Here is a 13,735-nt window from a genome sequence, read left to right on the forward strand (position 1 = left end):
TGATGGGGGAGACGGCCATGAGCTTCAGTGCGAGCGTGCGTTCGGCCTTCCGGCGGGGCGAGACCGACGCCGTGGTGCGGATGAGCGAGGCCGAGATCGAACGGGCGCAGGCGGCCGGCGACCCGGCCGGTGAGGTGGAGGCCCGGTACAGCCTCGCGCGGGTCGCCATTCGCGGCGGTGATCTGCCGGGCGGGGAGGCCCGGGCGCGGGAGGCCCTGGAGGTGGCGCTGCGCTCCGGCGACCGCAGCCTCGAGGAACGGCCGAGGCACGTGCTGGCTGGCGTGGCGCGGATGTCCGGCGACCTGCTGCGTGCTCGGGACCTGTACCGGGAGAGCGTCGCGCTCAACGAGACGCTCGGCCAACCCAAGACGGTCAACTCCGAGTACCACAACCTGGCGTTCTGCGAGCTGGGGCTGGGCAACCTCGACATGGCACGAACGCTGTTCGCCGAGAACCGCGAGCGGGTGTTCCAGCACGGTTGGGCCGACTTCGTGCCGTACGTCTGCGTTGCCGGCGCGGCGCTCGCCTCGGCCGACGGCGACCACTCGCGGGCGGCCCGGATGATCGGTGTCGCGGACGCCGCGTTCGCGGCGCTTGGTCAGGTGCCGGACCCGGACGACGCGGCCGACCTCGCCAGGATGCGGGCCGCCGCGGTCGAGGCGCTCGGCGTCGCCGCCTTCGACGCGGAGTACGCCGTGGGCCAGCTCCTCGAACCGCAGGCGGCCTTCGCGCCCGACCAGCGCTGACCGCGGGCGACCCACCGGTCGGTCAGGGGCCGGCCGCCTTCCGGTACGCCCAGGGCGCGCGACAGACGACCAGCGACGCCACGAGGATCAGGCTGAGCACCGCCGCGCCGCCGTCGGTCATCCACGACGGCAGCAGGCCCGGCACCCCGAAGCGTTCCCGGGTCACCTCGAACACCTCCGGCGGTACCGCCACCACGCCCGCTGCCTGCGTCACGTTCACCAGCAGGACCACCCAGAACAGCCATGCACGCCCGCTGCGGGCCAGGAGCCCGAGGGCGTTGCCGACGATGTAGGCGCAACCCACCAGACGGAAGCCGAGCAGGAACGCGGGCGCGTCGGCCGTCGCCCGCTCGGCTGACGCACCCGCGCGCCGCATCATGTCCACCACGGCCTGTTCGTCGATGATCACGAAGGTCTGCAGGGTGGTGCCGATGACGAAGACGATCGAACAGGCGACGACCAGTGTCTGCAGCGGCACCGTGAACCGAGTAGGGACGCGACGCGGGCTGGCAGTCATGACTGTGACGCTAGGCCGACGGCCGGGCGGGGACATCAGTGAAGAGCCGTACCTGCTCCCGTAAGGGCCGGGCTACGCCGGCGGGTGATGACCAAACACCTCGCGGTGGACGCCACCGTCGCGGCAGCTCCGCCCTTGTTCCGTACAGGTCCGTACGGGTCCGCACATCCTGATGCCTTTTTCGAGATTTGTGGAAGTGATTGGCTCGTCTCATGTCAGTCAAGAGAGCAAGACGCCCAGCTTTTGTCGTGGCACTGGTGGCCCTCTTCGTCATGATTACCGGAGCTCCGGCAGCGGCGACCATCGCGACTCCCTCCGCAGGGGGGCCGCCCGACGTGGTGGACTGCGTGAACGCTCCGCCTGCCTCCGCCGGCGGGACGTCACCAGCCCAAGCCTGCTTCCGCGCCTACGGCGACCAGATCTGGGTCTACGACCGCGACACGCCCTACGCGGCCATCGCGCAGTGGGAGAACCAGCTCTACTACGGCGGGACGTGGCACAACTACCGCAGTGACGACTGTCAGAACCTTGAGGGCGAGGGCGAATGGGGAGTGTGCAACTACGACTTCTACGAGGACAGCACGACTCACCGTTTCGGTGACGAAGGCAGCCGGGTGCGGTTCCGGGCGTGCGGCGCGTGGGGCTGCTCGGGATGGTCATCGTGGTGGCGTAACAACAACTAGTCCCGCCAATAGGCGAACAAGCTATCGGGAAGGAAAATGAACCATGGCGCGTACATCGTGGCAACGGGGGGTCGTGGCGGCGGGGGCTTGCGTTCTGGGAGCCGGAGCGTCGCTCATGGCCGTCCAGCCCGCCCAGGCGGCCTGTAGTTGGACCATCTCGACGCCGGTGAAGAGCTCTGGAAGCGCGGTCACCACGGCCACCACGGCGGGTTGCGGTAGCTCCTCCACCTGGGAGACGCAGCTCTTCGTCTGGAACGGCGCGAGCTGGCAGCTGCTGAACTACGCCATCTTCGGCGGCAACAGGAGCCGCTCCACCAGTCACTCCTGCTCGGGTACGGCCAGCAACACGTTCAAGGGCGCGATCTACAACGCCGCCACCGGTACGTCCAAGACGTCGACGACCACGTTGGCCTGCGGCGTCTGATCCCGTCGCCGAGACAACCGGCACCGCGGGGGTGGCTACGGCGCATCGGACGATGATCGGCAGAGGTGCCTACCGACCTGACTCCAAACGCGCCAAGGCCGCGTAATCGAGCCAGTTACACTTCTCGCTGTGCCAGATCGAGCACCCGTACCCAGCAAGGCGACCACCCCAGAGGAATATGTGGCAGCGCTCCGCCAGCTGAAAGCCTGGTCGGGGCGCTCCTTCCGTGATCTGGCCCGGACGGCCCGGGGCAAAGGGCGCGTCCTGCCCGCGAGCACCCTGTGTTCGGCGCTCGCCCGACCGACACTGCCGTCGATGGACATCGTGATCGCTATCGCGGAGGCGTGTGAGCTGCCGCCGGACGAGGTGGCCGAGTGGGTACGACTGCGTCGGCAGTTGGCTCAGTTGGAGACCGCCGCTGACGGCGGAGCTGTCGCCAGGGCGGACCTGGTCACACCGTATCTACTGCCGAGCGGGCCCATCTCGTTCGTCGGGCGCAAGGCGGAGCTGACCAGAGCCGGCCACATCCTCAGGGCCGAGGGGCAGCACGCCCGTACGGTGTTGATCACCGGCCCGGCCGGGGTGGGAAAGACCACCCTCGCGGTCCGGCTGGCACAACTGGCCGTCGAGCATTTCCCGGACGGACAGTTGTTCGCCGATCTGCGTGGCCCGCACCCCCAGTCGGGCGTCACCTGGCACGTCCTCGGTGTCTTCCTCCGCACCCTCGGCGTCAGCAGCCACTCGGTGCCCGCCGCGCTCGAAGAGCGCATCAACCTCTACCGCAGTCTGCTCGCGCAGCGAAGCGTCCTCGTCGTTCTCGACAATGCCGCCGCCGGGCGGGACGTCGAGGGGCTCATCGCCTCGGGGCCGCGGACCGCCACCATCGTCACCAGCCGGAGCGTCCTACCCGGGCTGGACGGCTTTCGGGTGCCGCTGAAGCTGCTCAGCGAGCCGGAAGCGTTGGAGATGGTCAAACGCATGATTGGTGCGGAGCGGGTCGTTCGGGAACAACCCTCGGCGTTTCAGATCGTCAACCGGTGCGACCGGCTTCCGCTGGCCGTGTGGATTGCCGGAGCGCGCCTGGCCGCTCGGCCGGACATGCCGCTGGGCGCTCTGGCCAGGGCCCTTGCCGACGAGCATCGGAAGCTCGACGAGCTGACGGTGGGCGATGTGGCGGTCCGTGCCAGCATCGAGCTGACCTATGGGGCTCTGTCCAGAAACCAGCAGGAGGCGCTGTCCTATCTGGCACAGATCAACGCGGTCGACTTCGCCCCGTGGGCGCTCGCGGCGCTGATGGACACCTCGCCCGCGGACGCGACGAAGCTTCTCGACGACCTGGTGGAGTTGCACCTGCTGTGGGTGCGGTACACGGCCAACGCCGCACCGCGTTACCAGATGCACGACCTGGTCGCGGCGTTCTCGCGGGACAAGGCCGCGCAGATCCTCACGCCGACGCAGACCGAGCGGGCGCGGCTGCGGATGCTCGGCGGGGCGTTGGGTCTCGCGTGCGCCGCCGGCGTCCGTATCAACACGGACTTCGACGAGGTGCCGTTCGCTGCCCCGCCCTGGTCGTTCAGCGTTCACACGCGTGACGCGGTCCTGGACGAGCCGCTTGCCTGGTTCAAGGACGAGTACGGGTTTCTCAAGACGCTCGCCGATGACATGCTCTCCTCCGTACCGCTTCCCGCGGCTGGCCTGATCGTGGCCCTCGCGCCGTTCATGCAACTGTCGGGTTACTTCGACGACTGGCTGCACCTGCACACCCGCGCGATGGGTTCGGTGGCCAGCGGCCCCGTCGGGGCCAGCCTGCGACGCAACCTGGGTGAGCTGTCGACGATCCTGGACGACTACCCGGCGGCGGAGCACCACTACCGCGCGGCGATCGCGATGCTCGATCCCGCCGACGAGGCGCGCGTCGCCAGCACCTCGGCCGGGCTGGCCTACCTCTACCGCTTGCAGAGCAGGTACGCCGAGGCGGAGGCGCTTTTCGGCAGGGCCATCGACCTCGCGGACGCCGCCGGCAACGACAACTGCCTGATCTACGCGACGACCGGTCTCGGTGTGACGCTGATGGAGCAGGGCCGCCGCGATGAAGCGGCGACGGTGTTCGACGAGAGCCTGCGGCGCAGCGAGACGATCGGCTACCTGCCGGGGCAGGCGCAGGCCTGGCGCTGCCTCGGGCAGATCAGCCGGCTGGGCGGAGATTACGCCGCGGCCGAGCGGCACTACCGCACCGCCGAGCGGATCAGCCTGTCGCTGGGCGACCAGTTGACCGCGACGCACGCCCGGTGCTGGCTCGGTGACGTTCTCGTCAAGCAGGGCAAGGCGGTCGAGGGCCGGCGCGTTCTGGCCGAGTGTCTCTGGGTCTACCGTGCCGCGGCGAACCGCTGGGGAGAGGCGGCCGCGTTGCACTGCCTGGCCGAAGCCCAGTTGTCGGCCGGAAGACCGGACCTCGCCCAACGCCGGGCCGAGGTGGCGGTCGCCATCTGGACCGAGGTGCACTCGCCCTACTGGCTGGCCACGGCCACGGCCACCCTCAGCCGGGCACGGCACCGCCTGAACCAGGCCGACCTGGTGAGCGGTTGAGACCACGACGTCCTAGGCGGCCTCGGGTGAGGTCGAGGCCCGGGCAGCGGTGATGGTCCGTCCACGCTCCGACTCCGGAAAGCGGTCGAGCATGACGCGTACCTCGTCGGCGCTCACGTTGGCGCCGAACAATTCGCTGCCCGGTTCGAGCCGTACCCCCTCGGCCAGCGGGCCGGCGACGACCGGGTCGAAGCCGAGCGCGTCCACGAGGGCCGCGACCTCGGTGAGGTCGGCGGTGTCGTCGCCGGCGATCGCGATGGCCCTGCGGCCGGTCGTTTCCGCCGGCCGCGCCTCGTCCTCCAGATCGTGATATCCCATGTGGTTGAACGCCTTGACGACGCGCGAGCCGGGCAGGAAAGCCCGGACGATCTCGCTCGACGAGGTACGCGGGTCGGTGAGGTCCTCGCGGATGCCGTCGATCTCCCACCAGTAGTTCATGGCGTCGACGACGAGCTTGCCGCGTAGGGCCTCGACGGGGATGCTGCGGTACTTGCCCAGCGGCAGGGCGAGGATGACGATGTCGGCGTCGGCTGCCGCGTCGGCCGCGGTGGTGGCCACCGCTCCCGGCGCGAGGACCTCGACGGTGAGGGCGATCTTCGCCGGGTCGTCGGACCCGGCGACCAGCACCCGGTAGCCGGCGGCGACGGCGAGCCGGGCGAGCACCGTGCCCACCTTGCCGGCCCCGAGGACACCGAGGGTCTGCGGCCGGCTCCGGTCGTTGTCGTTCATGTCGTCCTCTCGCAGCGGGGTGCTGATCAGGCCAGCAGTTCGCGGACCATGGGGATCACCTTCGAGCCGTACAGTTCCACGGCGCGCATCCGGGCGCTCGCCGGTTGCGCTCCGGCCGAGTAGATGAGGTCGAACCGGCCGACGCCGAGGCTGCGGATCGCCCGGGCCATCCGACGGGCCACCGTCTCCGGTGATCCGATGTAGAGGGAGCCGTGCTCCACCTCGGAGTCGAACTCCTGACGGCGGATCGGCGGCCAGCCCCGCAGCTTGCCGATCCGGTCGCGCATGATCCGGTAGTGCGGCCAGTACACCTCCTTGGCCTCCTCGTCGGTGTCGGCGATGAAGCCGGGTGAGTGCATCCCGACCGGGTGCGCGGTCGTACCGAGTTGGTCGGCGGCCCGGCGGTAGAGGTCGATGTACGGTGCGAAGCGCTCGGGGGCGCCGCCGATGATGGCGAGCATGAGCGGAAGACCGTACTGGGCGGTGCGGACGACCGACTGCGGAGAGCCACCGACGCCGACCCAGGTGCTCAGGTGACCCGATTCGGTCTTCGGAAAGACATCGGCCTGCTCCAGCGGTGCACGCAGGGTGCCGCTCCAGGTGACCGGCCGCTCGTCGAGCAACTTCACGAACAGGTCGATCTTCTCCTCGAACAACTTGTCGTAGTCGCGCAGGTCGTAGCCGAAGAGCGGGAACGACTCGGTGAACGAGCCGCGACCGAGGATGACCTCGGCCCGGCCGTTTGACAACGCGTCTACCGTGGCGAAGCGCTGGAACACCCGGACCGGGTCGTCCGAACTCAGCACGGTCACGCCGGAGGCCAGTCGGATCCGGGAGGTGCGGGTGGCGATGCCGGCCAGCACCGTCTCCGGCGTCGACACGGAGTACTCCGGCCGGTGGTGCTCGCCCAGGGCGATGACGTCGACGCCGAGTTGGTCGGCGAGCACCGCCTCGTCAACGACCTGTCGGATCGCCGCCGCATGGGAGACGAGCTTGCCGGCGTCGTCCTGCGGTACGTCGCCGAACGTGTCCAGGCCGAACATGAGATCAGACATGGGTGGGCTCCTTCGCCAGCAGCTCCCGGACTCGCGGCGCGACCGCACTACCCAGCAGTTCGATGGTGCGCGCGCGTGCCTCGCGGGGCAGGTGCATGATGTCGTACTTCAGGTCGAAGCGGTTCAGCCGCAGGTCGCGGGCGACTGTGGCGATCTTCTGCGCCACGGTCTCGGGTGACCCGACGAAGAGCGCCCCGTGGTCGATTTCGGCCTCGTAGCGTGCCCGGTCCGGTTTGTAGAAGCCGCGTTCCGCGGCAAGCGCCGCCGCCACCGGCTGCCAGTACCGCCACCACGTCTCCACCGCCTCCTCATCGGTGTCTGCGACAAGGCCGAGGGAGTGCTGCCCGATTGGCTGCGGGGTATGCCCGAATTGTTCGAGCGCCCTGGTGTAGAGGTCGACGTGGCCGGCGAAGCGCTGGGGTCGACCGCCGATTATCGCGAGCATGAGTGGCAGGCCGTGTCGGGCGGCCCGGATGACCGAGTTCGGGCTTCCTCCGACACCGATCCAGGTCGGGATTCCGCCCGGCTGCATCCGTGGGTGCAGGCGCTGCTCGGTCAGTGGGCTTCGTACGGTGCCGGACCAGGTGACCGTTTCGTCGTGTTGAAGCCGTAGGAAGAGGTCCAGTTTCTCCTCGAACAGCCGCTCGTAGTCGGCCAGGTCGTACCCGAACAGCGGAAACGACTCGGTCGCCGATGCGCGTCCCAGGACCAGTTGGGCGCGGCCGTTGGAGACGGCGTCGAGGGTGGAGAACTCGTGGTAGAGCCGGACCGGATCGTTGGTGCTGAGCACGGTGACGGAGGTGCCGAGGCGAATCCGCGTGGTCGCGGTCGCGGCCGCCGCGAGCAGCACGGGTGTCGCCGAGTCGTTGTGGCCCGCGCGGTAGTGCTCACCGACGCTGAACACGTCGAGTCCGACCGACTCGGCGAGCCGCGCCTCGTCCACCAGTAGCCGTACGGTCTCGGCGTCGCTCAGGACCCGGTCGCCGTCGGTGGCCACCTCCCCGAACGAGTTGAGCCCGAGCTCGAAGTCTGCGGCTGCCATGGTCTCCTCCTCGGTGCAATCCGCCGGTGACCCACGAGGGCGGGCTACCGGTTGACGTGTCAATAATGCTAACTTGGCGATTGACACGTCAATTCCCAGGAGTGTGAGATGACGGAGGCCACACCCGTCCGGCGGGGAGGGCGTCAACTCCCGACCGCGGACGAGCTACGGATCTGGCGCGACTTCATCGAGACGACGTCCGCGCTCGGCTCCCGGCTCGAGTCCCGCCTACAGACCGACTCCTCGCTCTCGACCGGGGACTACGCCGTGCTCCTCGCCCTCAGCGAGGCGCAGGGCCAGGCGATGCGGTCGTCCGAGCTGGCGTCGCACATCGGCTGGGAGCGGAGTCGGCTCTCCCACCATCTGGGGCGGATGGAGCGCCGCGGCCTCATCCGCCGCCAGGAGTGCGCGACGGTTCCCCGCGGGGCCGAGGTGCTGCTCACGACGGCCGGAGCCGAGGCGTTCGGAAGAGCCACCTTTCCGCACCTGCGCGCCATTCGTGAACTCTTCGTCGACGCGCTCACCCCGGACCAGATCGTCGCGGCGGGCGAGATCGCCACGGCGCTGAGAGCGCACCTCGACGTGCTGCGCGCGGAGTGACACGGCGGGACGACTCCCCGGCACTGTCGCATCCATAACCATGAGTGTGCGGACGATTGCCGACAGCTACGTCCGGGTGGTCCAATCCTCCAGAAAGCCGTCACCCCGCCAGCCCGGCCAGGGATGGCCACGGCCGCGCCGCCCGGGAGGTACGTCCATGAGCGAGACCGCCACCGCAGAGGCCCGCGTCACCCCGGGCAGGTCTGAACCCGGGCGCACGGAGTCGGTGCTGCCCGAACTGCGGGAGATGTGGTGGGAGACGGGGGTGCGGGCACGGGCGGAAGCCGGTGTCTTCGCCGTGTTCGCGGAGCTACCCAGGCTCGTCTGGACAGCGCTGGGGATCAGCTGGCGCGCGGACCGACTCCGCACCGGCGTGGTGGCCGTGGCGACGGTCGGCGCGGGGGTGATGGCGGCCTTCGGCCTGTTGGCCACCCAGCGGGTGCTGGTGGAGCTGTTCGCCGGTGGGCCGACCGCGGACAAGGTGCGGGCCGCGCTGCCCGCCCTGGCCGTGCTGGCGGCGACGGTCGCGCTCCGCGCGGGGATGGGCATCGCCACCGGGTACGCGCAGAACGGGTTGACGCCTCGGGTCAGCCGCGAGGTGGAGCGGGGCCTGTTCGAGGTGTCGACCGCGGTCCGGTTGGAGGCGTTCGACGCCGACGCGTTCGCCGATGACATGGAACGCGCCTCCCGAGGCACCGAGTCGACGATCGGGCTGGTGCAGGCGTCGATGAACCTGCTCGCCGGGCTGGCCGGACTGCTCGCCGTGGCGGCCGCCGTCATCATCATCCACCCGCTGCTCCTGCTGGCGCTGCTGGTCGCCACGGTCCCCAACGCGTGGGCGTCGTTGCGGGCCGGGCATCTGCGCTACCAGACGTACACCGCCGGATCGGTGCGCCGGCGTCGACTGTGGCTGCTGCACAAGCTGATGGCCGAGCGCGCCTCCGCCCCGGAGTTGCGCTCGTACGGGCTGCGCCGGTTCCTGCTCGACCAGTACGACCGGGTGATGCAGGTCGAGACCGACATCCAGCTCGCCCTGGCCAGGAGGGTCACCACGACCACCACGGTCGGGGCGATCATCGGGGGCATCGCCACCGGCACCGTGTACGCCCTGCTCGGGTTACTGCTCCTCGACGGGCAGATCCCGCTCGCCGCCGCGGCGACCTGCGTCATCGCGGTGCAGTCCGCGCAACGCTCCCTGGCCATCGCCACCTTCCAGGTCGACCACGTCTACACCGAGGGGCAGCACTTCGGTGACTACACCGGCTTCATGACCCGGGCCCGTGCCTACCTCCCCGACGACACCGGACCCCCGGCGGCGGCCGAACCCGAACGGCTGCGGGAGTTGGCCGTCGACGAGGTCAGTCTGCGCTACCCCGATCGGGACACCCCGGCCGTCGACGGCGTCACGTTGACGATCACCGCCGGGCAGACGGTCGCGTTCGTCGGGGAGAACGGCTCGGGCAAGACGACCCTCGCCGCGATGATCGCCGGCCTCCGCGCCCCCACCGAGGGCGGCATCGAGTGGAACGGTCGACCGTTGTCGCACTGGGACGTGCACGGGCTGCGGGCCCGGATCGCGGTGGTGACGCAGGAGTACCACAAATGGCCGTTCACCGCGGCCACGAACATCGCCATCGGCGACGTCGACAGCGAGCCCCGGCAGGACCGCATCGAGGCCGCGGCCGGCCGCGCGGTCGCCCACGACATGATCAACGAGCTGCCCCACGGGTACGAGACGCTGCTCGACCGGACCTTCGCGCGAGGCCAGGACATCTCCGGCGGGCAGTGGCAGCGCATCACGGCGGCCCGCGGGTTCCTGCGCGACGCCGAGCTGCTGATCATGGACGAGCCGTCCTCCGCGCTCGACCCCCGCGCCGAGGACGCTCTGTTCCAGACCATTCGCGACCGGCGGGGCCGGGCCACCACGATCCTCATCACGCACCGGCTCGCGAACGTCCGGCACGCCGACCGGATCTTCGTGCTGCACCACGGCCGACTGGTCGAGGCCGGCACGCACGCCGACCTCGTCGCCGCCGGTGGCCGGTACGCCGAACTGTTCGCCCTCCAGGCCGCCGGCTACGACGCGAACCTGAAGGAGGGCCACCGCCCCGCGCCGACCTCCCGTTGATCAGGTGGCAGGGGAGTCGTCATCCGATCTGGGCTCCAGCACCACCACCGTGGTCTCGGACAGCCGCCGCGAGGCGTGGGCCTCGAAGTTCTTGTCGGACGCGCGCCAGCGGGGCCACAGTCGCGACCGTTCGTCGCCGGTGGCGGCGCGAGCGCGGACCAGCCGCCGTCCGTCGGCCAGGTCGACAGCCGCGTCCGGGCGGGCCTGCAGGTTGAGCCACCAGGCGGGTGCGCCCTCGCCCCACCCGTTCATCGCCACCGTCACCAGGTTCGGGCCATCCTCGAAGTACGCGACGATGACGCTGCGCTGCTGACCGGTCCGACGCCCGATTGTCGTCAGCCGCAGCGTGCCCCAGCGGTTCTCGCGTGGTCGCCACAGGCCGACCCGGCTCCCGGTGACCCGGTACAGGCCCCGGTGCACCGACCAGGCCAGCCGGATGAACCACCGCGGCGGAAGCCACGGCGCCTTCGTTACCTGACCGTCCGACATGACGAACCTCCCCTGACGACGAATGTTGCCGGGCTGGCATCACCCGATACGTGCGGCGTACGACGCGAAGTGGTCGGCCCAGCGCCGGGTCACGTCCTCGGCGGGTTCGAGCCACTGGGTTGGCTGGGCGGGCAGTGGTAGGTCGACCGACTCCAGGTAGCACTCGACCGGGATCATCGAGCGGCTCCGCGACGGCAGCAGGCTGAGCTCGTCCCGTAGGCGCTCCAGCCGGTCGCGAGCACCCACGCGCAACGCGTCGCAGCATTCGGCGAGCGCGTAGCGGTAGCCGATGTCGTCCATCGACGCCTCGTCCAGGGTCCGTAGTCGGTCGATGGCCAATGCGATCTCGGTCGGGTCCGAACGCCCCAGCAGGACCGTGGTCAGCAGCGCGGAGCGGGTCGCCACCAGGTGGCCGGAGAGGTCGGCCTGATCGACGAAGTCGAGCAACTCGTCGACGCCCACGTCGCCGCGGAAGAACGCCCGCCGCATCAGCAGCGTGCCGACGTCTTCCAGATACTCCCGCTGGCGGCCGGCGCCGCGCAGCTTCGCCAACTTGTCGGCGATCTCGGCGAAGTAGCGCTCCGGTCGACCGTGCGCGTACTGCGCCACCCTCGTGATGTAGTTGTGCACGGGGAGCCCCTGCGCCGCCTGGTCGGCATCCAGGAAACGCCGGGCCAGACTCAGGACCTGTGGACGCTGCCCCCGGTGCAGCGCCGTGGGTTTACGGGCGACCAGCTCGTCGAAGACGGCGAGCGCCTCGTCCCAGCGCTGGCGCAGCCGCAGCGTGTAGCCGAGGTGCCGGCCCGCCGGAGCCCGGAGGGGATGATCGGAGTCGAAGATTTCGCGGAGCAGGCTCAGCCGCTCGTCGATCGGGGTCTCGATGGACTTGGCCGCGATGAAGTTCAGGACCAGGCGGCCGTACTCGGTGCGGCTCGAAGCGGGCACCCGGGACCGTAGGCCCTGCACCGAGGGGCTGAACACGATGGCGCGTGACAGCCAGTCCGCGTAGTTCTCGCTCGGAGCCGGCTCAAGCGTCGTGGTCTGCTCGCACACCAGCACGACGGCCACCCCGATCAGGTCCAGGACCTCGCGGTTCTCCTCCCGCTCCTTGGCGACGTCGTGCAGACGCCGGACTGCCGCGGCGGCCCGGCCGGCGGCCAGCTCCCAGTCGCGCTCGGACCAGCCGCCGGCGATCTGGTGGTCGGTTCGGCGGATCGCCTCCCGGACGGCGTCGTGGATCCGGTACGGGAAGCGGTCGCCGGGGTGGTGGTCGATCATCGGGCGCCGAACGGCCCGCTCGGCGCACCCGTGGTCGACCTCCGCCGCGGCGGCCATCAGGGCGGTGTCGAAGACCCGGAACAGGCACGCGGCCCGGATGGCCCGTTGCTCGTCGGTCGGAACGTCGTCGAGGATGCGCATCACCAGCGAACCGAGGGAGCCCGTGACGTCCGGGGCCTCCACCTGGCGGCCAACCCCGGCATCCTTGATCGAGATGGCGACCTGCCGGGCCAGTTCCAGGTACTGCGGCAGCCCGGCCGACGATCGGACCAGGTGCTCGACGACGTCATCACTCATCGGCAGGTCGAGCTGGGTACGTCCGCGCAGGATCAGCGCCCGGGTGTCCGATGGGGAGAGGTTGCCCACGAGATGCTGCCGGGGATTGTCCGGAGCGCCCGGCACGAGCCCCGGCCAGGTCCACGGGCCGCGGTACGGGAGGCCGACGCGGCTCTCGTCGTACCAGTCCAGCAGGTCGCGCCCGGTCAGTACGAACATCACGTTCGGCATGCCGTGGATCAGGCGGTTGAGGTGCCCCTCCGAGACCCGTCGCGGGTCCAGGGCGAGCCGCTCGGTCGTGTCGACGAACACCGCCACCAGGGGCGACGGAGCGATCTGGGCCAGCTCCCAGGACAGCGCCGCGGCGAGCTCGCAGGCCAGGGCCGGTCGAGGCTCGGTGGGGCTGGGTTCGTCGGCGCAACGGAGCAGGAAATCCTCGAAACCCGGGAACGCGTCAACGGCGAGTCGCAGGTCTCGCCGACGCCGCAGTTCGCCGACCACCTTCCGGACACCACGCACCCCGAGCGAGGCGGCCGTGCCAGCGGCGAGGTCCGCCAGCGAGCCGAGATCCTTGAGCACCTCGCCCACCGTCTCCGCCACGGAGTTCTCCAGCTCGTCGCGTCCCCGGAAGCGGGGCAGCGACTCGCCGGGGCGTAGGGCCGACCAGTAGGCCGCGAACGCCAGGTCGAAGACCGGCCAACGGCGACGGATGCCGGCCACGCCGGCCCGCAACGCGAGCAGTGCGGCCGGAAGGTCCATCCGACCGACCGAGCCGTGCAGGTCGATGCGGGCCGTCGCGTCGACGTGGGTGGCCGGGGCCGGCCCCCAGCCGTTGACCAGCGGGAGGTCGTGACGGACCCAGGCCTCCAACCGTTCGGAGAGAGCGGTCTTGCCGATGCCACCCAGGCCGTAGAAGGTCAGCACGTTGTGGCGGGCGACTCCGACCTCGTCGTCGCCGTCGAGCAGTTGGCGGAAGCGGGTCAGCGTCGACTTGAACGCCTGGGACTCGGTCTCCCGGTCGGTGAACAGCTCGCCGGCATGCGGCGGGCCGTCGCGGCGGGTGCCGCTGCCGGGGGGAGAAACCTTCATCAGCTGCCACATCCAGGTCGTCGCACCACTGTGGATCGTGAACCCAGTCTCCGGGTGCGATCGCGGAACGCATCCCGTTGTCCATGATCCGAC

At 70.2% G+C, this 13,735-nt stretch carries 12 protein-coding genes; 6 read left to right on the plus strand and 6 right to left on the minus strand.

The window, feature by feature from the left end; genetic code table 11:
* Window positions 1-17: 17 nt before the first annotated feature.
* The gene (locus tag AB0J33_RS12855) at window positions 18-746 is read left to right on the plus strand and encodes a tetratricopeptide repeat protein (protein ID WP_363612867.1); all 729 of its coding nucleotides are present in this window, start codon (window positions 18-20) and stop codon (window positions 744-746) included.
* Window positions 747-768: 22 nt separating this feature from the next.
* Here the strand turns inward: AB0J33_RS12855 and AB0J33_RS12860 are convergent, their stop codons facing one another.
* Window positions 769-1,263 carry a hypothetical protein gene (locus tag AB0J33_RS12860; protein WP_363612869.1) on the minus strand — a complete coding sequence of 165 codons (495 nt, stop codon included), beginning with the start codon at window positions 1,261-1,263 and terminating at the stop codon, window positions 769-771.
* 347 nt (window positions 1,264-1,610) lie between these two features.
* On the opposite strand from AB0J33_RS12860, the gene AB0J33_RS12865 reads away from it, so the two are divergent.
* The 3 genes from AB0J33_RS12865 (at window position 1,611) to AB0J33_RS12875 (ending at window position 4,956) form a co-directional block, all read left to right on the plus strand.
* A complete protein-coding gene (locus AB0J33_RS12865) occupies window positions 1,611-1,946 on the plus strand; it encodes a hypothetical protein (RefSeq protein ID WP_363612871.1) in 336 nt (111 codons plus the stop codon).
* 166 nt (window positions 1,947-2,112) lie between these two features.
* Window positions 2,113-2,370 carry a hypothetical protein gene (locus AB0J33_RS12870; RefSeq protein WP_363612873.1) on the plus strand — a complete coding sequence of 86 codons (258 nt, stop codon included), beginning with the start codon at window positions 2,113-2,115 and terminating at the stop codon, window positions 2,368-2,370.
* 315 nt (window positions 2,371-2,685) lie between these two features.
* Window positions 2,686-4,956: a tetratricopeptide repeat protein gene (locus AB0J33_RS12875; RefSeq protein ID WP_363612875.1), complete on the plus strand. Its 2,271-nt coding sequence runs from the start codon at window positions 2,686-2,688 to the stop codon at window positions 4,954-4,956.
* A gap of 12 nt (window positions 4,957-4,968) precedes the next feature.
* Here AB0J33_RS12875 and AB0J33_RS12880 read toward each other — a convergent pair whose 3' ends face one another.
* The 3 genes from AB0J33_RS12880 to AB0J33_RS12890 are packed head-to-tail and all read right to left on the minus strand — an operon-like array spanning window position 4,969 to window position 7,782.
* On the minus strand, window positions 4,969-5,685 hold the full coding sequence (locus AB0J33_RS12880) for an NAD(P)-binding domain-containing protein (RefSeq protein ID WP_363612877.1): 717 nt from the start codon (window positions 5,683-5,685) through the stop codon (window positions 4,969-4,971).
* A 26-nt stretch (window positions 5,686-5,711) separates the two neighbouring features.
* Window positions 5,712-6,740, minus strand: a complete 1,029-nt coding sequence (locus AB0J33_RS12885) for an LLM class flavin-dependent oxidoreductase (protein WP_363612879.1) — start codon at window positions 6,738-6,740, stop codon at window positions 5,712-5,714.
* Window positions 6,733-7,782 carry an LLM class flavin-dependent oxidoreductase gene (locus AB0J33_RS12890; protein ID WP_363612881.1) on the minus strand — a complete coding sequence of 350 codons (1,050 nt, stop codon included), beginning with the start codon at window positions 7,780-7,782 and terminating at the stop codon, window positions 6,733-6,735. The genes AB0J33_RS12885 and AB0J33_RS12890 overlap by 8 nt, the downstream gene beginning before the upstream one ends.
* Before the next feature lie 108 nt (window positions 7,783-7,890).
* Here AB0J33_RS12890 and AB0J33_RS12895 point away from each other — a divergent pair, with 108 nt between their 5' ends.
* Window positions 7,891-8,382, plus strand: a complete 492-nt coding sequence (locus AB0J33_RS12895; protein WP_363612883.1) for a MarR family transcriptional regulator — start codon at window positions 7,891-7,893, stop codon at window positions 8,380-8,382.
* A 157-nt stretch (window positions 8,383-8,539) separates the two neighbouring features.
* Window positions 8,540-10,510 (plus strand): ABC transporter ATP-binding protein, encoded by a 1,971-nt coding sequence (locus AB0J33_RS12900; RefSeq protein WP_363612885.1) that lies wholly within the window; start codon window positions 8,540-8,542, stop codon window positions 10,508-10,510.
* On the opposite strand, the gene AB0J33_RS12905 is transcribed toward AB0J33_RS12900, so the two are convergent.
* Both AB0J33_RS12905 and AB0J33_RS12910 read right to left on the minus strand, forming a co-directional pair.
* Entirely contained in the window at window positions 10,511-10,999 is a 489-nt protein-coding gene (locus AB0J33_RS12905; RefSeq protein ID WP_363612887.1) for a nitroreductase/quinone reductase family protein, read from the minus strand.
* A gap of 39 nt (window positions 11,000-11,038) precedes the next feature.
* A complete protein-coding gene (locus AB0J33_RS12910) occupies window positions 11,039-13,642 on the minus strand; it encodes a hypothetical protein (RefSeq protein WP_363612889.1) in 2,604 nt (867 codons plus the stop codon).
* Window positions 13,643-13,735: the final 93 nt, after the last annotated feature.

Source organism: Micromonospora sp. NPDC049645 (genome assembly GCF_040675155.1).
Taxonomy (GTDB): Bacteria; Actinomycetota; Actinomycetes; order Mycobacteriales; family Micromonosporaceae; genus Micromonospora.

Excerpts from the sequence above, each read along its gene's own strand:
- AB0J33_RS12855 (WP_363612867.1), top strand. The coding sequence starts at position 18 with ATGAGCTTCAGTGCGAGCGTGCGTTCGGCCTTCCGGCGGGGCGAGACC.
- AB0J33_RS12860 (WP_363612869.1), bottom strand. The coding sequence starts at position 1,263 with ATGACTGCCAGCCCGCGTCGCGTCCCTACTCGGTTCACGGTGCCGCTG.
- AB0J33_RS12875 (WP_363612875.1), top strand. The coding sequence starts at position 2,686 with ATGGACATCGTGATCGCTATCGCGGAGGCGTGTGAGCTGCCGCCGGAC.
- AB0J33_RS12880 (WP_363612877.1), bottom strand. The coding sequence starts at position 5,685 with ATGAACGACAACGACCGGAGCCGGCCGCAGACCCTCGGTGTCCTCGGG.
- AB0J33_RS12885 (WP_363612879.1), bottom strand. The coding sequence starts at position 6,740 with ATGTCTGATCTCATGTTCGGCCTGGACACGTTCGGCGACGTACCGCAG.
- AB0J33_RS12890 (WP_363612881.1), bottom strand. The coding sequence starts at position 7,782 with ATGGCAGCCGCAGACTTCGAGCTCGGGCTCAACTCGTTCGGGGAGGTG.
- AB0J33_RS12895 (WP_363612883.1), top strand. The coding sequence starts at position 7,891 with ATGACGGAGGCCACACCCGTCCGGCGGGGAGGGCGTCAACTCCCGACC.
- AB0J33_RS12900 (WP_363612885.1), top strand. The coding sequence starts at position 8,540 with ATGAGCGAGACCGCCACCGCAGAGGCCCGCGTCACCCCGGGCAGGTCT.
- AB0J33_RS12905 (WP_363612887.1), bottom strand. The coding sequence starts at position 10,999 with ATGTCGGACGGTCAGGTAACGAAGGCGCCGTGGCTTCCGCCGCGGTGG.
- AB0J33_RS12910 (WP_363612889.1), bottom strand. The coding sequence starts at position 13,642 with ATGAAGGTTTCTCCCCCCGGCAGCGGCACCCGCCGCGACGGCCCGCCG.